The organism is Nocardia sp. NPDC019395 (assembly GCF_040632335.1).
Taxonomy (GTDB): domain Bacteria; phylum Actinomycetota; class Actinomycetes; order Mycobacteriales; family Mycobacteriaceae; genus Nocardia.
Map to the genome: position 1 here is coordinate 1 of NZ_JBEYBT010000015.1, position 18,331 is coordinate 18,331.

At 67.1% G+C, this 18,331-nt stretch carries 16 protein-coding genes; 10 read left to right on the top strand and 6 right to left on the bottom strand.

All coding sequences use genetic code 11. The annotated features are described in order from the left end of the window. Positions 1-398 precede the first annotated feature (398 nt). Positions 399-584, top strand: coding sequence for a DUF1918 domain-containing protein (locus ABZ827_RS24900; protein WP_357241141.1), 186 nt, complete (start codon positions 399-401; stop codon positions 582-584). Between the two features lie 170 nt (positions 585-754). Then, positions 755-1,213, top strand: coding sequence for an SRPBCC family protein (locus tag ABZ827_RS24905; protein WP_357241144.1), 459 nt, complete (start codon positions 755-757; stop codon positions 1,211-1,213). Here the strand turns inward: ABZ827_RS24905 and ABZ827_RS24910 are convergent. From ABZ827_RS24910 to ABZ827_RS24920, 3 genes are all read right to left on the bottom strand, one after another. Then, the gene (locus ABZ827_RS24910) at positions 1,198-2,061 is read right to left on the bottom strand and encodes an ion transporter (RefSeq protein ID WP_357241147.1); all 864 of its coding nucleotides are present in this window, start codon (positions 2,059-2,061) and stop codon (positions 1,198-1,200) included. The genes ABZ827_RS24905 and ABZ827_RS24910 overlap by 16 nt on opposite strands. Positions 2,062-2,228: 167 nt before the next feature. Further along, a complete protein-coding gene (locus tag ABZ827_RS24915; RefSeq protein WP_357241150.1) occupies positions 2,229-3,863 on the bottom strand; it encodes a GMC oxidoreductase in 1,635 nt (544 codons plus the stop codon). A 109-nt stretch (positions 3,864-3,972) separates the two neighbouring features. Beyond that, complete coding sequence (locus tag ABZ827_RS24920; protein ID WP_357241426.1) at positions 3,973-4,737, bottom strand: sulfite exporter TauE/SafE family protein; 765 nt, start codon at positions 4,735-4,737, stop codon at positions 3,973-3,975. Between the two features lie 277 nt (positions 4,738-5,014). Between ABZ827_RS24920 and leuA the strand changes: the two genes are divergently transcribed. Both leuA and ABZ827_RS24930 read left to right on the top strand, forming a co-directional pair. After that, positions 5,015-6,814 carry a 2-isopropylmalate synthase gene (leuA, locus tag ABZ827_RS24925; protein WP_357241153.1) on the top strand — a complete coding sequence of 600 codons (1,800 nt, stop codon included), beginning with the start codon at positions 5,015-5,017 and terminating at the stop codon, positions 6,812-6,814. Positions 6,815-6,972: 158 nt separating this feature from the next. Then, positions 6,973-9,000, top strand: a complete 2,028-nt coding sequence (locus ABZ827_RS24930) for an AAA family ATPase (RefSeq protein WP_357241156.1) — start codon at positions 6,973-6,975, stop codon at positions 8,998-9,000. Here ABZ827_RS24930 and ABZ827_RS24935 read toward each other — a convergent pair. Next, a complete protein-coding gene (locus ABZ827_RS24935) occupies positions 8,994-9,935 on the bottom strand; it encodes a LysR family transcriptional regulator (RefSeq protein WP_357241159.1) in 942 nt (313 codons plus the stop codon). The two genes, ABZ827_RS24930 and ABZ827_RS24935, sit on opposite strands and share 7 nt — an antisense overlap. 72 nt (positions 9,936-10,007) lie before the next feature. Here ABZ827_RS24935 and ABZ827_RS24940 point away from each other — a divergent pair, with 72 nt between their 5' ends. The 6 genes from ABZ827_RS24940 (at position 10,008) to ABZ827_RS24965 (ending at position 17,282) form a co-directional block, all read left to right on the top strand. Beyond that, entirely contained in the window at positions 10,008-10,964 is a 957-nt protein-coding gene (locus tag ABZ827_RS24940) for an EamA family transporter (protein WP_357241162.1), read from the top strand. A gap of 98 nt (positions 10,965-11,062) precedes the next feature. Next, on the top strand, positions 11,063-12,871 hold the full coding sequence (locus ABZ827_RS24945) for an FAD-dependent oxidoreductase (protein WP_357241165.1): 1,809 nt from the start codon (positions 11,063-11,065) through the stop codon (positions 12,869-12,871). A gap of 159 nt (positions 12,872-13,030) precedes the next feature. After that, positions 13,031-14,458 (top strand): hypothetical protein, encoded by a 1,428-nt coding sequence (locus tag ABZ827_RS24950; RefSeq protein WP_357241168.1) that lies wholly within the window; start codon positions 13,031-13,033, stop codon positions 14,456-14,458. A gap of 164 nt (positions 14,459-14,622) precedes the next feature. Continuing rightward, positions 14,623-15,861: a MurT ligase domain-containing protein gene (locus ABZ827_RS24955; RefSeq protein ID WP_357241171.1), complete on the top strand. Its 1,239-nt coding sequence runs from the start codon at positions 14,623-14,625 to the stop codon at positions 15,859-15,861. Continuing rightward, entirely contained in the window at positions 15,858-16,571 is a 714-nt protein-coding gene (locus tag ABZ827_RS24960) for a glutamine amidotransferase (RefSeq protein ID WP_357241174.1), read from the top strand. The genes ABZ827_RS24955 and ABZ827_RS24960 overlap by 4 nt, the downstream gene beginning before the upstream one ends. A 66-nt stretch (positions 16,572-16,637) precedes the next feature. Further along, on the top strand, positions 16,638-17,282 hold the full coding sequence (locus ABZ827_RS24965; RefSeq protein ID WP_357241177.1) for a hypothetical protein: 645 nt from the start codon (positions 16,638-16,640) through the stop codon (positions 17,280-17,282). A 9-nt stretch (positions 17,283-17,291) separates the two neighbouring features. Here ABZ827_RS24965 and recR read toward each other — a convergent pair whose 3' ends face one another. Further along, entirely contained in the window at positions 17,292-17,900 is a 609-nt protein-coding gene (gene recR / locus ABZ827_RS24970; RefSeq protein ID WP_357241180.1) for a recombination mediator RecR, read from the bottom strand. A 19-nt stretch (positions 17,901-17,919) separates the two neighbouring features. Continuing rightward, a complete protein-coding gene (locus ABZ827_RS24975; protein WP_357241183.1) occupies positions 17,920-18,252 on the bottom strand; it encodes a YbaB/EbfC family nucleoid-associated protein in 333 nt (110 codons plus the stop codon). Between the last annotated feature and the right edge of the window lie 79 nt (positions 18,253-18,331).

Below are 18,331 nucleotides of genomic sequence, written 5' to 3' on the forward strand. Positions count from 1 at the left end.
GCGGACGGGCCGGCGGTAGGTGAAACAAACGCGCCCGGGGCGGCGGGGAAACGGGGGTGGGGTCGCATGCGGACAGGGGCTGGCGGTAGGGGGATTAAACGCGCCGGGGGCGACGGCGGGAGTGGGGTGGGGGGTTGCATGTGGACCGGCTGGCGGTAAGGGGATCAAGCGCGCCTGACGGCGGCGGCGGGTTCGGCCAGGTGGTGAGGGTTGGGGTCGAGGCTGCTCTGCTGTCGACAAGTCGCCGGCCGGGACTACGCAGGATCCTCAGCGGGCGCGTGTGTGCGGATATCGACTTCTATATCGGCATGCACTTCGATTCGGGTACCCCGGGGAATGAGTAATAGCAATTCGGGAGGGGTTGTGATTACCGACACGGTCGCCGAATAATGGGAATCATGATGGCGAACGTCGGAGACCGGTTGCACGTGCACGGGCACACCGTCGGGGAAAGTGATCATGAAGGGGAGATCGTCGAAGTGCGCGGCCCGGAGGGATCGCCGCCGTATATCGTGCGTTTCGACGACGGCCACGAGTCGCTGGTCTTCCCCGGCTCGGATGCGACTGTCGAACAGCCGCACTGAGTCCGCCCCGATACCCATCCCGAGCACCAGCAAACGTCCGTAAGTTATTTGCGGACCGCATACCCGTGGGGCGGACACCTTAGTGTCGGCGGCCGGCGTGTTGACGATCACGTGGCGACCGAGCGACAATCGTGGCCGATTCGTAATAACCCGGGGGCATGAGGGACCAGATGCGTACGAAGACCGATATCAGATTCGACGTCCGAACAGATCCGTCGCAGGTCATGGACGCATTGATGGCGGTCGAAATGTTCTCCGAATGGTCTCCCGATTTCGAGGATGCCCGGGTGGCCACCCGCGACGACGAAGGCCGGCCGCGGCGGGTTTTCCTCACGGTATCGGTCGGCAACAGCCCCGATCTGCAGGTATGGGAGTTCACCTGGTCGGACAACCGGATGTCGTGGGAGGTGTCCGACAGCACCCGGGGAATCAGGGGTGGCGGGTTCTTCGAGGTCACCGGCGATACCGACGGCAGTCGGGTATTACTGCACGTGGAGCAGTACACGCCGACGCCGCTCCCCGGGTTCCTGGGCAAACGGTCGGTCCGCAAGTCCTACGAAACTCTGGTGGAGAACTTCGCCGGCTACGCCGAACAGTTCCCCGAACCCGAGACCTACGGCGTCGTCTGATTCCGCTGCCCGTTGAGATGGCGGGCCGTGAGGTGATGCGGCGTCGGGCCGTACGCCGACGGCGGTACCTTGACCCCGGATTGCACGGAATCCCGGATCTGATCCACGTTCTCCCGGATCATGTCCGACACCAACTCGTCCGTGCGCGGGTCGGCCAGCACCTGGAACAGGATGCGGAAAACGGTATCGGCGACCAACCGGATGATCTCGTCGTGGAACGGGATGTAGCGGACCCGTCCGGTCTGCGGATCGTTCTTGATCATCTCGACGATCATCTCGTCGAGTTCGCCGCGGTTCTCTTCCAGCGCGGTCGCGATATTGCGGGTGTAGTGGCCCGTGCGCAGTACCGCGGTGACCTCCTCCATGATCGCGATCGTCATCGGTCGCTTGATGACCTCGACGATCGTGCCCACGGAGTGGTTGATCACCGCCGCGGTGACCCGGTCACCGAAGACCCGATCGGCCACCCGCGCCAGGCGTACGAGTATCACCACGATCCGCAGCAGCCGGAATGCCCGGAAGAACGGGCTGGTCACCGGGATCATGCCGAGGATCTCGTACCAGTAGATGAACGGGTAGCTCCACGACCAACCGGCCCGGCGCCACCGCCACAGGAATTCGACCGCGAAGATCGCGCAGATCGTGTAATCGGCGATGACGATATAGCGGTAGATATCCGGTGCGACCTCGAAGAAGGTGATCCAGCACACCAGTGCCACCGAGATGACCGCCAGCGCCAACATGACGAAATCGGTCCATAGAGCGGGCGGTTTCCTGGGAAATTCGTCCGGCTCGGCCGTATCGGCGACGGGCAGCGGGCCGGGCCCCGTGGACGGCGGTGTTGACACCTACATTCCCTTCGACGCCGAAAGATCGCGTTCAAGTATTACCCGCGAACAGCACACCCGGCCCGCGGTTCACGCCGCGACGTGGGCCGGGCATCACTGAGCGGGACACTGCCGCGCCGCGGAAGTCTCCGCGGCGGTGGCCGCCACCGGCGGATCAGCGCCGCAGGTCAGCGACCCTCGCGAATGATTTTCTCTATATTGCGCTCCGCCAGTGCGGTGATGGTCAGCGAAGGGTTCGCCGTTGCCGTACTGCCGGGAATCGCCGCGCCGTCCATGACGTACAGACCGGGGTATCCGTGCACCCGGCCGTACGCATCGGTCGCCTTACCCAGGACCGCACCGCCCAGGGGGTGCGCGGTGAACAGGGCATTGGCTTCGTAACCGAGCGCGCTGTACTCGGCCAGGGCTCCCGCCTTGTCCGCAATACGCCGGTCCACGTCCCGTGCGGCCGCGGTCACCTCGTCCTGCGCCTGCCGCGGCCAGGAAATCCCGACGCCACCCGACGCCGGGTCGAAGCCGAAGCGGGCCCGGGTGGGATCCAGGACCACAGCGAGCGAGGCGAGCGCTCCGGTCTCGAACGGAATCCCCGGGATGTACCAGTTCTCCAGGGTGAGCGGCGTACCGCTGTTGTCGAAGATCCGGCTGGCACTGGGCGCGCCCTGGCCGAAACCGGCCACCGAACTGGCACCCCGGGCCAGCACCACATCACCGTTGGTGCCCCACCCGTCGCCGATATGCTCGTTCAGCTGGGGCAGCGCGCCTGTCTCCCGGGCCCGGACCAGCAGTTCGGAGGTCCCGATCGAACCGGCGCCGAGGAACAGCTTGTCGCAGGTGAGTGTGCGGGTCCCGAGTACCACGCCGGTGGGGTGGAGCTTGCTCACCGTGACCGCGAAACGGCCGCCCGGTTCCACGGCGATGGTGTCCACCCGGTGACCCGGAAAGATCCGTGCCCTGCCGGTGGCCTCGGCATCCTTGAGATAGTTCTGGTTGAGGTCGAATTTGGCGCCGTTGGAGTTGCCCAGGTTACTGCGCCCCGCCGTCGCCGAGGGCCGGGTGGAACCGTTCAGTTCGCCGCGCAGGACATCCCAGGTGAAGATGGAATCGTTCTGGATGGGCTGGTAGCCCGCCTTGCGAACCTGGTCGTCCCAGGCGCGTGAATGGCTGAACGGCGCGGACTGATAGATATCGCCCGGCATCGGATCCAGCCGCAGCATGGCCCGGACCCGCGGGTAGTAGACACGTTCCAGTTCCCCATATTCGACCAGGCCACCGAAGACGTGGTCGAACAGCGAGCGCGGCGGCGCGATCATCGCCCCGGTGAACACCACCGAGCCGCCGCCCACCGCGGCCCCGCGCCATACGTCGATACCGGGGTATCGAGTGCAGTCGAGCACACCGCCGAATTCGGCGAACTGCATAGGCACCTTCGTCACGCCGGTGAAGCTGGTGGCGTGCCAGAAACCGCGGCCGTCGGGCAGATCGTCGCCGGTGAAGATTTCCCGCCAGGGGTCGTTGGGCCAGCGGGAACCGCGTTCGAGCACCGTGGTGGCGACACCGGCCTGCGCCAGGCGCAACGCGGATACGGCCGCACCGAAACCGGAGCCGATGACGATGGCCTCCGAATGCTGCGGTGCATCGGGCACCGGCGCGAATATCTCCGGGACCCATCGGGCGAACAATTCGTTCCAGATGGGCTGGGCCGCGGCTCGGGGCAGCACGGGACCGGGTTTCGGAACCGCCGACCCCACCGCGCCGATCAGAGCAGCCGCCCCCGCGGCCTTGAGAAGGGCACGCCTATCCACCCCGATACCTCTTTCGTAACGCAACAAGCGCACGGATGGTACCGAGATTCACCGGTATTGAACAGTCGAGGCCGCGAACAACAGTGCCCCCGAGGGGGATTCGAACTGGTCAGCCGAACAACAGGCGCACCACGGCGACCGTGCCGACCACAACGATCACCGCGCGCAGCACATTCGGTGACAGTTTGCGGCCCACCCGCGCGCCGATCTGGCCACCGATGATCGACCCGGCCGCGATCAGCCCGACAACTCGCCAGTCGATCTCGGCGACAACAATGAAAATCGCCGCGGACAGCGCGTTCACCAGCAATGCGAGCACATTCTTCACCGCGTTGAGCCGCTGCAGTTCGTCGTGGACGAAAACCCCGAGCAGCCCGACCAGCAGCACCCCCTGGGCCGCGCCGAAGTACCCCCCGTAGATCCCGGTGGCGAAAATAGCGACCAGCAGGATCGGACCGCCGTGTGCGGGCGCCGCGTCCGCCGCGCGCTGTCGCTCACGGACCCAGGCCGCAAGCCGCGGCTGCACGACCACCAGCACCAGGGCGGTGATGATGAGAACCGGCACGATCGCGGCGAACGCCCCCTCGGGCAGGGTGAGCAGCAGTACCGCGCCGACCGCCGCGCCCAGCAGCGACGCCGTGCCGAACCGCAGGAGCCGGGCCCGCTGCCCGGAAAGTTCGCGGCGATAGCCGATGACCCCGCTGAGTGAGCCGGGGACCAGTCCGACAGTGTTGGAGACATTCGCGGTCACCGGCGGCAAACCGACGGCGAGCAGCACCGGGAAGGTGATCAGCGTGCCGGACCCCACAACAGCGTTGATCCCGCCCGCGGCGATCCCCGCGACGAAAACGGCCAGCATCTCCAGCCAACTCATGCTCGACCCCTCGACCTCGGCGGACCACGTCCGATCACTCACAACATGTCCAGCGACGCTAACCGCTGGGCCACCGGCAGCCGCGGCAGGCCCGGAGCCGAACCTCCGCACCGCCTTGTCAGAGCAGCTGGAACAGGGGGTAGACTCGCACGAGTCATGCAGCGGGCACTTCTTCTCAGCCGCCGCGACGGGGTCTGATCGGACCGGCGCCCGTCGCGGGGTTCCGCCGCGCTGGTCGACCCAATTCGGGAAACAATCTCACCCACGGAGAAATCGCATGTCACCCGCTGACGCCTTCGTATCGAGCACGCGCACCATCACCGCGCCTGCCAAGCCCGCGCCCGCCGACCAGCCCGCGTGGAACCAGCAGAAGACCTCGTCCATGCCGGTCTTCCGCTACAAACCGTTCGCCGAGGAAGTCGAGCCCGTCACGGTGCCCGACCGGACCTGGCCGGACAAAGTGATCGACCGCGCACCCGCCTGGTGCGCCGTCGACCTGCGAGACGGTAACCAGGCACTGATCGACCCGATGAGCCCCGCCCGTAAACGCCGGATGTTCGATCTGCTGGTGCGGATGGGTTACAAGGAGATCGAGGTCGGTTTCCCGTCGGCCAGCCAGACCGATTTCGATTTCGTCCGCGAGATCATCGAGGACGGCGCGATCCCCGACGATGTCACCATCCAGGTGCTCACCCAATGCCGGCCCGAACTGATCGAACGCACCTTCGAGGCCTGCGCCGGCGCCGCGAACGTGATCGTGCACTTCTACAACTCGACCTCCATCCTGCAGCGGCGGGTCGTGTTCCGGGCCGATCGCGAAGCGGTCCGCAAAATCGCCACCGATGCCGCGCGGCTGTGCCTGGAGGTCCAGCAGCGCTATCCGGATACGAATTGGCGCTACGAGTACAGCCCGGAGTCCTATACCGGCACCGAGCTGGAATACGCCAAGGACGTCTGTGACGCGGTTTCCGAGATCATCGCCCCGACCCCGGAAAAACCGCTGATCCTCAATCTGCCCGCGACCGTGGAGATGGCCACCCCCAACGTGTACGCCGACTCCATCGAATGGATGCACCGCAACCTGGCGCGGCGGGATTCGATCGTGCTGTCGCTGCATCCGCACAACGACCGTGGCACCGCCGTCGCCGCCGCCGAACTGGGATACCAGGCCGGAGCCGACCGGATCGAGGGCTGCCTGTTCGGTAACGGCGAGCGCACCGGCAACGTCTGCCTGGTGACCCTGGGTATGAACATGTTCTCCCAGGGTGTGGACCCGCAGATCAACTTCGCCGATATCGACGAGATCCGCCGGACGGTGGAGTACTGCAACCAGCTGCCGGTACACGAGCGCCACCCGTACGGCGGCGACCTGGTGTACACGGCCTTCTCCGGCAGTCATCAGGACGCCATCAACAAGGGTCTGGACGCTATGAAGACCGCCGCGGACGCCGCCGAGACCGATGTGGACGATATGTCCTGGGAGGTGCCGTACCTGCCGATCGACCCGAAGGACGTCGGCCGGACCTACGAAGCGGTCATCCGGGTCAACTCACAGTCCGGTAAGGGCGGTGTGGCCTACATCATGAAAACCGATCACGGCCTGGCCCTGCCGCGCCGGCTGCAGATCGAGTTCTCGCAGGCCATCCAGCAGATCACCGACGGCGACGGCGGTGAGATCACCCCCAAGGAGATGTGGGACGCCTTCGCCGACGAATACCTGACCCCGATCCTGCCGCTGGAACGGATGCGGCAGAAGGTCACGGCATCGGAGACCGACGGCGGCACCGACAGCATCACCGCGGTGGTGAAGGTGGACGGGGTCGAACAGGAGGTCTCCGGTAGCGGTAACGGTCCGCTCGCGGCCTTCGTCGACGCCATCGCGGCGGTCGGGTACCAGGTGGAGGTGCTCGACTACTCCGAGCACGCACTGTCGGCGGGTGACGATGCGCAGGCCGCGGCCTACGTGGAATGCGCGATCGGCGACCGGATCGTCTGGGGGGTCGGTGTCGCGACATCGATCACCACCGCCTCGCTGCGCGCGGTGGTTTCGGCGGTGAACCGGGCCGCCCGGCAATAGCTCTGACACTCCTCGGCCGCCGTACCCGTTCCGAACGGGTACGGCGGCCGAGGTCGCGCAACCACGCGGCGTGCGGTATGCCCAGCACCTGCTAGCGTTGGTCCCGACTCCACGCCGCCGAGCTCTCTGCTCGAAAATCCCGAGCAGATGGGGGAACTGTGACTACTGACGAACACAACCCGACTTCCCAGCCCTGGCTCCCGAGTCAACCGGCGGATACCGCCGGGAGCGGCGGCGAGTCGGACAGCACACCACCGGCCGATACGGTGCCGGGACCACAGTCGGATACCGACGCTGATCCTCCCGTTCCCGGTGCCGGCGATCCGGACGCCTCGGGCAACGAGAACGCCGATACGAGCGACGCGGAACCACCGGCCGCGGCCGATCCCGGGTACTCGGCTCCGGAAAGCGGTGCCCCAGGGACACCGTGGCTCGCCGATCCGGCCGCCGGACCCTGGGGTGGCGACAACGGATTCGCGCCGCCGTCGCCCGGCGCGTTCACTGCTCCTGCCGCCGAATCCTTCGCACACGGCAGCGGCCAATTCCAGCAGCCGGATCCGAACCAGTACCAGCCCACCGACACCGGGTACACCAGCGGACAGTTCACCCAGCCGGACCCCGATCAGTTGCAGTCCGCGAATTCCGCGTACGGCAGCGGGCAATTCGCCCAACCGGACCCGAGCCAGGCCGGGAACTCCACGCCGGGCGGCCAGTTCGACCAGCCGTATCCGAACCAGTACCAGACCCCCGGGTCAGGCCAGTTCGATCAGCAGTCCGGCGGGTTCCAGGCTCCCGGCCCCGAAGCCGGGGGCCCTCATGGCAGCGGACAATTCGCGCAACCGGACCCCAATATGTATCCGGGGCAGTACAGCCCGGAGCAGCCGCCCTACCCCGGTTCGAGTGCACCGGGACCGGAGGGCGCCGGTCAGGCCCCGGGCGGATACGCACCGGGCGGCTCGCCGGATCCCGGCCCGGCACCCGCCCCCGAGGGCGAGGCTCCCGGCGGACCGATCTACGGCTGGGCCCCACCGCCGGCACCGGCCGCGCCACCCGTACAACAGCCGCCTTTCCAGCAGGCGCCGCCACCGATGGGTAATCCGCAGGCCGGCCAGTTCCAGACGCAGGACTGGGGCGCGAACCCGGGGCAGCCCGCCCCCCAGCAACCACCGCAGCAGCAGTACCGGCAGCCGGGACAACCGCAGCCGGGTCAGTTCCAGCCCCGGCATCTGACCGAACCCGGTCAGCCGGGCCATTCGGTGAACGATCTGAATCTCCTCAAGCGTGCCCGCAAGGCGCCGCGCGGCGGCTGGCGGCGCGCGGTGCACAAGGTTTCGCGCGGCGTTATCAATCCCGGCGAATCGGCTTCCGATGTCGTGCACCGCGATCTGGTGGGCCGGGTGAACGCACCGGTCCACGGTGATTTCCGGATCGCGATCCTCTCGCTCAAGGGCGGGGTCGGCAAAACCACCACGACGGTCGGCCTGGGTGCCACCTTCGCCTCGTTGCGTGGCGACCGCGTTATCGCGATCGACGCCAACCCCGACCTGGGCACCCTGGCGCACCGGGTGCCGCGGCAGACCCGCTCCACGGTGCGTAATTTGCTGGAAGACCGGAACATCACCCGCTACTCGGATGTGCGGGCGCATACTTCGCAATCGCCGAGCCGACTCGAAGTACTTGCCAGCGAACAGGATCCGGCCGTATCGGAAGCGTTCAGCGAGGCCGATTACCGCCGGGCGATCGGCATCCTGCAATCGTTCTACAACATCATCCTCACCGACTGCGGTACCGGACTGATGCATTCGGCCATGTCCGGCGTGCTCGATATGGCGAGCTCACTGGTCCTGGTGACCTCCCCCGCGATCGACGGCGCCCGCAGCGCTTCGGCGACGCTGGACTGGCTCGATTACCACGGTTATTCGCATCTGGTGCGGCAGACGGTGGTGGTGGTCAACGCCTCGCGGCGCGGATCCACCTCGGTCAACCTGGATCATCTGCGCCGGCTGTTCCTGGACCGGACCCGTGCGGTGCAGGTGGTCCCGTTCGACGACCACCTCGCCGAAGGCGCCGAAATCGACCTGGAGCTGGTGAGCAAACCGACCCGGCAGGCGCTGCTGGAACTGGCCGCGATGGTCGCCGACGATTTCGCCAATGTGGACGGATACCCGTACGACAACCGCTACTGATCGAGTAACGCGGGCGGCGGTTCCGCGGTGGTCCGGCGGGCCGCCGTGACGAACGAGTCCAGCACCGCCGCGATGGCGGGCCGGGAGTCGGCACGCGGCCGGGTGACCAGGTCGTAGAGGCGCGCGGCACGAACCCCGGACAGTCTCAGCTGGGACAGTCCGGGGTGGGTGACGACGTAGCGCGGCATCAGCGCGACCCCGTATCCGGCGGCCACCAAGGTTTCGATCATCCGGAAATCGTTGAGGCGCTGGACGATACGCGGTTCCACGCCGGTGACGGTGGCAATCGAGCGCAGTACGTCGTCCACCGGGAAACCGCCGCGCACGCTCAGGAACGCCTCCTCGGCGAGTTCCTCGGGCGTGACCGCGGGCTTGCCCGCCAGCGGATGGTCCGGTGGTACGAGCACGTCGATGGGTTCCCGCATGAGGACCCGCGAGCTGATCCGTGGCCCGGACATCGGGGCGGCGCGTTCATCGCGATGGGTGAGCACGATGTCGTAGTCGGCGAGCAGACGCGGTGTCTCGTTCGGCGGGACGTCCTCGTCGCCGGCCACGATCTCCACCCCGCTGCCCGCCATCGCCGGCAGCACGTACGGCAGCAGCAGTGCCCCGCCCGAGGGAAATACCGCCACCCGGACCTGGCCGCGGGGCGAGCCGCGGTAATGGGCCATCTCGGCGACCGCCCGGTCGAGCGCGGCGAGTACCTCGTCGGCCCGGACCACGAGCGCGTGCCCGGCGTCGGTGAGCCGCACCCGTCGCCCGCTGGGCTCGAGCAGCGTGACGCCCGCCTCCCTGGTCAGCACCTTCAATTGCTGTGATACTGCCGACGGTGTCATGGACAGGGCCCGGGCCACGGCGCCGATGGTGCCGCGATCGGCGAATTCCCGCAGGATGCGCAGGCGTTCCACGGAAAGTGCGGAACCAGCGGAAACCATTAAGCGATTCTAAATCATTAGTCCATAACAATTCGGTTGTGCTCACGGTTCCAAACATCCCACGATTAATCGGTGACCTCCCGCGACCGTCTGCTCGCCCTGACCGTCATCCTGCTGTGGGGCCTGAACTTTCTGGCCATCCGCGTGGGACTCGACCATCTACCGCCGTTCTTCTTCGCCGCCCTGCGATTCGCGGTGATCGCGGTACCCGCCCTGCTGTTCATTCCGCGGCCTCCGGTGCGGATGCGCTGGATACTGCTCTACGGCACCGGTTTCGGCATACTGCAGTTCGCGTTCCTGTTCACCGCCATGCGAATCGGTATGCCCACCGGGCTGGCATCGCTGGTGTTGCAATCCTCGGCACCGTTCACAGTGATCCTCGGCGCGCTGCTGTTGCGCGAACGGCTGCGGCCGGTTCAGATCGCCGGGCTCTGTGTGGCGGTCGCGGGGATGGCGCTGATCGGCTGGAATCAGTTCGCCCACGCCAGCCTGCTACCGGTCCTGCTCACACTGGCCGGCGGGTTCGGCTGGGCGCTGGGCAATATCGGCACCCGTCAGGCGACCGTGGAAACCCCCTCGGTCAATCCGCTGCACCTGACACTGTGGATCACGACGGTACCGGTTCTACCGCTGCTGGCGATCTCGTTCATCTGGGAGGGTCCCGCTACCGGAGTAGGCGCGCTGGCGAATACCTTCACGGCGGACGGCTGGCCGGCGCTGGCGGCCCTGGCCTATACCGCGCTGATCGCGACGGTGATCGGATCCGGCCTGTGGACCTACCTCATGAGCCGGTACTCGGCAGGTAGCGTCGCACCGCTGTCGCTGCTGGTGCCGGTGGTCGGCTTCACCGCCGCATGGATCTTCCTCGGCGAGACGCCGGCGCCGGCCAGTTTGCTCGGCGGTGCGGTGGTCATCGCGGGCGCGTTCGCGGCTACGGCCGGAGCCCGCAAGGCCCCCGCGGCGCGCATTACCGTCGAACCGGTGACCGCCGCGGATATCCCGCGACCACTCCAGCCCGCCGTCCGGTGAGCTCTGCCGACCATTCGGCCGGTGCGGCACGAACGACGAATCGCGTTAAAGTATGGCCTGATCGAGACAGCTACGCGGATTAGGCAGTAATCAACACAATGGCAGAGCATCGGTGGCCCGCCACGGGCACCGCCACGGTTTCTGAAAAGCGGTCCACCGGTACCGGGGCATTTTCCCGGCGCACCGTGCTACGCGCGACCGCCGCCGCGGGAATCGGCGCAGCCGCGATATGGCCGGGCGGGGTGGCCCGAGCCACTGCGAAGGGCCGCGTCGCCGTGCTGGGCGGTGGTGTCGCCGGGCTGACCGCGGCACACGAACTCGCCGAACGCGGTTTCGAGGTCACGGTCTACGAACGCCGGGCCCTGGGCGGTAAGGCCCGCAGCGTCGGTGTCCCGGGAACAGGCGCCGGCGGCCGGCCCGACCTCCCCGGCGAGCACGGCTTCCGCTTCTTCCCGGGTTTCTACCAGCACGTACCCGATACCATGCGACGGATCCCGTTCGCCGCCAACACCAACGGCGTGTGGGACAACCTGGTCTCGGCACCCGACGTTCGCGCTGCCCGCGCCGGTGGCGACGATATCCGCACCCCACTGGGCTTGGGAAACCTGGCCGCCGCGACCCCGGAGGGCATCCGGGAAAGTCTCGCCTCGATGATCTCCACCCTGCTGAAGATGCCACCCGAGGAAGGGCTGTTCTTCGCCAACCGGCTGCTGGTGTTCAACACCAGTTGCGATGCCCGCCGCCTGGGGCAGTGGGAACGGACCTCCTGGCGGGATTTCGTGGGCGCGCACCAGCGATCGCACGAGTTCCGGGCGCTGATCTCGCGAACGCTGACGAGCCTGCTGGTCGCGGCGAAAGACGATATCGCCAGCGTCCGGACCATCGGCACGATGGGTGAGCAGTTCCTCGGCAACCCCCTGCAGATCGGATTCGACGGCGATCTGGACCGGGTGCTCAACGGTCCGACGAACACCGCGTGGATCGACCCCTGGGTGGCACTGCTGCGCAACCTCGGCGTGCGGTTCGAGGTCGGCGCCGAAGTCCGCGGACTGGAGGTCACTGACCGGCGGGTCACCGGTGCCCGGATCGTCACCGCCGCCGGCACCACGGAAACCGTGACCGCGGATCACTTCGTGGTCGCGCTCCCCGCCGAACGCGCCCGCGACCTGTGGAACGCCGATATCCTCAACGCCTGGCCGGAGCTTGCCAAGATGAGCGGGCTGTACACGGACTGGATGACCGGAATCCAGTTCTACCTGCGCCGCAGCCCCGAGATCGGGGCAGGTCACAGCGCCTATATCGATTCCCCCTGGTCGCTCACCTCGATCGCCCAGAACGCGCTGTGGGCCCGCAAACTGCCCGAATACGGCGACGGCACGGTCCAGGACTGCCTCTCGGTGGATATCTCCGACTGGAACACCCCCGGCATCCTGTTCGGCAAAACCGCCAAGGAATGCACCCCCGGGGAAATCGCGAAAGAAACGTGGGCGCAGATCCTCGCCCACCTCAACGACCGCGACGAGATACTGCGCGAATCCGATCTGCACTCCTGGTTCCTCGACCCCGGTATCACCTGGCAGGCCGACCGCGGCACGAACAGCAACGCCGACCCGCTGCTGATCAATACCGTGGGCTCCTGGGACGCGCGGCCGGAACCGCACGGCGGAGTCGAGAACCTCTACCTGGCCGGCGACTACGTGCGGACGAATATAGACCTCGCGACCATGGAAGGCGCCAACGAATCCGCCCGGGCGGCGGTGAACAAGCTGCTCGAGGTCACCGGGTCGACCGCGCCGCGCTGCCGCACCTACAGCCTCTATCGTCCGGTCGAATTCGAACCGCTGCGCGCGGCCGACGCCGACGACTACGCAGCCGGCCGGCCCAACAGGTTCGATATCCAGCTCTGATCCCCAGTACTCGGACCGCCCACAGCCGGGAACGACGACAGACCTGAAACGCTGATGTCCCGATAACATCGGACGCGAACCACCGAGTTCGTCACCGAGAACAACCGAGGGCGGCGGGCAGTCACGCCGGACCTACCGGAGAGCGGCAGCTGACTATCCATGACCTCTGGGGCGCTGGCGCTGATTTACCGGCAGGTCTCGGGTGAACTCGCCTCGATCTTCAAAATCGAGTCGCAGGGATATCGGCACCACACCAACGCAGTATCCAACTGTCTGCGCAACGTGCCCGCGAAGCTGGACGAAGTCGGTATCCCATGGACCCGGGATCTGCTGGCAGCCGACAAACCCGGATCGGTTGCGATTCCCAGCGATCGGGCTCACGAACTCTTCGAGCGGATGCGATCGTTTCGCCGGAGCCGTGGGGCGGCGGTGTACTGGCATTCGCTCGATGACTCACTCTCCCCGCAAGACCTGGAGACGCTCAGACTTCTGACCGCGATCAATCGCAAGCTGGACGCTATCGCCACGGAACGCGGCAGCTCTCCAGCGCTGCTGCGCGCCGAGATCACCGCACGACTGCGCCGGCTCGTGAATGCTAAGCCCGTGGTGATCCGAGTCAACCCCGCCACCTTGGCAGCAGTGCTGCGCGACGGCCGGTTCAAAACCAAGTTCGAGACCGGAAAATCCGCCGGAGGCGCGGGGTTGGAAGGCCGGGCCTGGCTGGAACGCGTCTGGTTCGGCCACGACCCCGATACCTTCCCGGATCGCGAGCGCCCGGTATACGGATCCGTGCAGTTGAACGGCGACTACGCGGCAGCGACGGGGCCGCATGGTATCGGCTGGTTCGAACGACTCGGCGACTCCGAGTGGAAACAGGGTATCGGCGATGCCGACACCCTCAGCGCATACGGGGAGATCCAGGTGATCCTGAAGCCGGATGTTCTGGACCGGACCACATTCACCGTCGGCGACAGCTTCAACGATCGGGCGGCAACCTTTCCCTCGCATATCTCGAATCCGCAACCCGAATCGTTCTATGCCTACGACAACTCGACGGACGGGTCCGCTTATAAGAGCCCGGCGACGAACGCGCTCGGTTCGTTCGATCGGCAATACGACCTGCCCTCGGTCACCAACTGGACATACGTGGAGGCACAGGTCCACGGCGGGGTGAGGGTGAACGATATCGACCATGTGCTGCTGCCCCACGATCCCGCACCCGAACTGCGGCAGGCACTCGATGACAACAATGTTCCGTGGCGGGTGTTCAACAACGAAACCATCGCGCGCGAAGGTACCCCGGCCGAACGCACGGCGGCGCGGGAACGGGTCGAGCGGCACCTGAGCTGGCTCGACAGCCAGATCGAGCAGCACAGGCAAAAGGCCGTGGCAGAGGTAGCCGATACTCCGGCGAACCCCGGAATCCGCGCGGAAGCAGAGCGGCACGACCCTACCGAAGGTGCGGGACCGAACCCGGGCGTCGATCCGGATCTGGAAACTGCCTATAAGCGACGCGAGACCCTCGAACGGGAACTCGAAATGCTCTCCCGGCCGCGCGGCGATACTGGCACGGCGCCGACAGCATGACCGTCCGCACCCTTGTCGCCGTCGGCGGAACGGAGCTGTAGCGGCGGCTCGCCGGGCCTACAGCCCGGGCAATTCCCGAAGCCGGGACAGGAACCATGTCACCGGAGTGTGAACTGGCCCGCGCCCTGTGAGAGCGATGCGGCCGGGTCATTAGACTGCGCGGCGTGGCAGATATCTCGCTTCGAGGGCGCACGGCCCTCAAGGTGGCCGGCGCGGCAGCCTGGGCGTCCCGCAGAGCGGGCCGTGGCAACGGCTCGATGATCGGCGGCCTGCTCGCCCTGCGCATCGACCCCGGGATCATGAAACAGCTCGGCCGCGGGCGGCGCAGCGTGCTGATCACCGGAACCAACGGTAAATCCACCACCACGCGCATGACCGCCGCCGCGCTGAGCCTCCTCGGTGAGGTGGCCACCCAGGCCGACGGCGCGAATATGGACGCCGGGATCGTTTCGGCGCTCAACGTGCACCGCGACGCACCGCTGGCCGCGATCGAGGTGGACGAACTGCATCTGCCGCACGTCACCGACGCTTTGCGACCCGAAGCGGTGGTGCTGTTGAATCTGAGCCGCGATCAGCTGGACCGGGTCGGCGAGATCAATATGATCGAGCGCCGGCTGCGCTCCGGCCTGGCCCGGCATCCGGATACCGTCGTCATCGCAAACTGCGACGATGTACTGGTCACCTCGATCGCCTACGACCACCCCAATGTCGTATGGGTCGCGGCGGGCAGTGGCTGGGCGATGGATGCCACCAGCTGCCCGCGCAGCGGTGAACCGATTCTCTGGGAGGGTTCACACTGGCACAGCACGGGCGCCGATTTCGCCCGCCCGCAACCGGATTGGTGGCTGGATGGGGACAAGCTCTGCGGGCCGGAAGGTGTCCGGCTCCCGCTGCGGCTGGCTCTGCCCGGCCGGGCCAACCGAGGTAACGCCGCACAGGCCGTCGCCGCCGCGGTGACCCTGGGCGCCGACGTCGAGCAGGCCTGCGCGGCCACGGGCACCGTTCAGGAGATCGCGGGCCGATACCGGACCGTGCAGGTCGGCGAGCACGCCGCCCGGCTGCTACTCGCCAAGAACCCGGCCGGCTGGCAGGAGGCGCTGTCGATGATCGACCACAGCGCGTCGGGCCTGGTGATCGCGGTGAACGGGCAGGTACCCGACGGCGAGGACCTGTCCTGGCTGTGGGATGTGCGATTCGAGCATTTCGAGGATGTGCAGGTCGTCGCCGCCGGCGAACGTGCCACCGACCTCGCCGTACGCCTGACCTACGCCGGGGTCGCGCACACCACCGTCCCGGACCCGGTGCGCGCGATCGCGTCCTGCCCGGCCGGACAGGTCGAGGTGCTGGCCAACTACACGGCGTTCCGCGATCTGAACCGCGACCTCCGGGAGCGCACACAATGAGTGAATCGACCGTCCGGATCGGGCTGGTGCTGCCCGATGTGATGGGTACCTACGGCGACGGCGGCAACGCCCTGGTGCTGCGGCAGCGGCTGCGGCTGCGCGATATCGACGCCGAGATCGTGGAGATCACCCTCCCCGACCCGGTACCGGACTCGCTGGACATCTACACGCTCGGTGGCGCCGAGGATTCCGCCCAGCGCCTGGCGACCCGCCACCTGCTGCGTTATCCGGGCCTGCAGACCGCGGCCGGACGCGGTGTACCGGTCCTGGCGATCTGCGCGGCCATCCAGGTACTGGGCCGGTGGTACGAGACTTCCAGCGGCGAACGCGTCGAAGGGGTCGGGCTGCTGGACGCGACCACATCCCCGCAGCCCACCCGCGCGATCGGTGAGGTCACCACTACCCCGCGACTGCCCGGACTGTCGGCACCGCTGACCGGCTTCGAGAACCATCGCGGCGGCACGACGATCGGCCCCGACGCGGCCGGGCTGGCCCGGGTGACCCGCGGCGTCGGCAACGGTGTCGGCGATGGTCTGGAAGGTGTGGTGCAGGGGACGGTCCTGGGCACCTATATGCACGGCCCCGTACTGGCCCGCAACCCCGAACTCGCCGACTACCTCCTGTGCCGCGCGCTGGGCGTGGACTCGCTGCCTCCCCTGGAGCTACCCGAGGTAGACCAGCTGCGCCGGGAGCGCCTGCGTAGTGCTTGATCGCCACACCGTCTGCGGGTGAGGGGTGCTTTCGGCGCGTGCCGGCACACCGTAAACACTGTGGGGGTGAGCTATGACCTTTTGCTGATCCCGTCAGGCGTCGCCTCCGACCCCACCGAGGTGGAGGCGTATCTCGCGAGTCAGGAGGGGCGGGACGAGGCCGCCGAGGCTGCCGAGATAGCGGCCGAGTTGAATGCGCGCAATGCCGAACTACCGGAAGAGGAAAGCTTCCTGAGTGTCGCCCCGATCGGCGGCACACCGTACGGAACCGTATTGCATATCCCCAGCCCGTACGATGCCATCGGCTTCGTACGGAACCTGGTGTTCGAACTGGCCACACCGCGCGATTACGCGATCTTCGACCCCCAGCTGAACTGGTTGATCGACCCCGCCGGGCATATCCCGGTCACCGTCACCCACGGGGGTGCCGGCGAATTCCCCTATCTGACCGAAACACTCGCGGGCTTATGGGTGCGGGAGCTGGGCGAACCGTCCCCGTATCTGATCGTGGAGCGGGAACCCCAGTTCTATATCCAGACCTACCGGAACGCCGGCGAGGATTTCACGCTCGAATATCGCGACGGTGGCCCGGACCGGCATTTCGGCACGCAGGTCAGCGGCGCGGCCGCGGTCGCGGACCTGATCTGGGACTGGACCCGGCAGGAGCGCGCCCGGCTGGACGAGCTGTCGTGGGAACAACTGGAGATGTGAGCGGGGCCGTCACAGGGCGCGGCGGCCGGAGAATGCCCGGCCCAGGGTCAGCTCGTCGGCGAACTCCAGATCACCGCCCATGGGTAGGCCGGAGGCGAGCCGGGTGACGCTGAGCCCGGGGAAATCGCGCAGCATTCGCACCAGATAGGTCGCGGTCGCTTCGCCCTCGGTGTTCGGATCTGTCGCGATGATCACCTCCGTGACGTCCACCCCGTCGTCCTGATTACCGATGCGGGTCAGCAATTCCCGGATCCGTAATTGCTCGGGGCCGATCCCGCTCAACGGATCCAGCGCCCCGCCCAGAACGTGGTAGCGGCCGCGGAACTCGCGGGTGCGTTCGATCGCCGGAACATCCTTGGGTTCCTCGACCACGCAGATCATGCTGCGGTCCCGGCGTGGATCCGCGCAGATCCGGCACAGCTCACCGTCGGCGACCGTGCCACATTGCGCGCAGAAGCGCACGCCGTCGCGGATCTTCTGCAGCACCGCTTGCAGCCGGTCGATCTCCGGCGGTTCCACCTGTAACAGGTGGAACGCGATCCGCTGGGCGCTCTTGGGGCCGACGCCCGGTAGTTTGCCCAGTTCGTCGATGAGATCCTGAACCGGACCTTCGTACACCGCGATACCCCGGTACGGCTCAGAAGCCGGGCAGGCCCGGCGCGCCACCGCCGCCTGCCAGCGGGCCCAGCCGCTCGGCGGCCAGCTCCTGGGCGGTGGCCATGGCCTGGTTGATCGCCCCGATCACCAGATCCTGCAGGGTCTCGACATCCTCGGGGTCCACAGCCTTCGGGTCGATGGTGAGCGACAGGATCTCGCCGGTGGCTTTGATCGTCACCTTGACCAGGCCGTTGCCCGCTTGCCCTTCCACTTCGGCAGCGGCGATCTCGGCTTGCGCCGCCATCACCTGCTCCTGCATCTGCTGGGCCTGCTGGAGCAACTGCTGCATATCGAACTGACCATCGGGCTGCACGGCATTCCTCTCTACGGACGAGTCACAATTCAGCCTAGTCCGCCGCGCCTCCGGATCCCGCCCGCACCTGCCGCTTAAG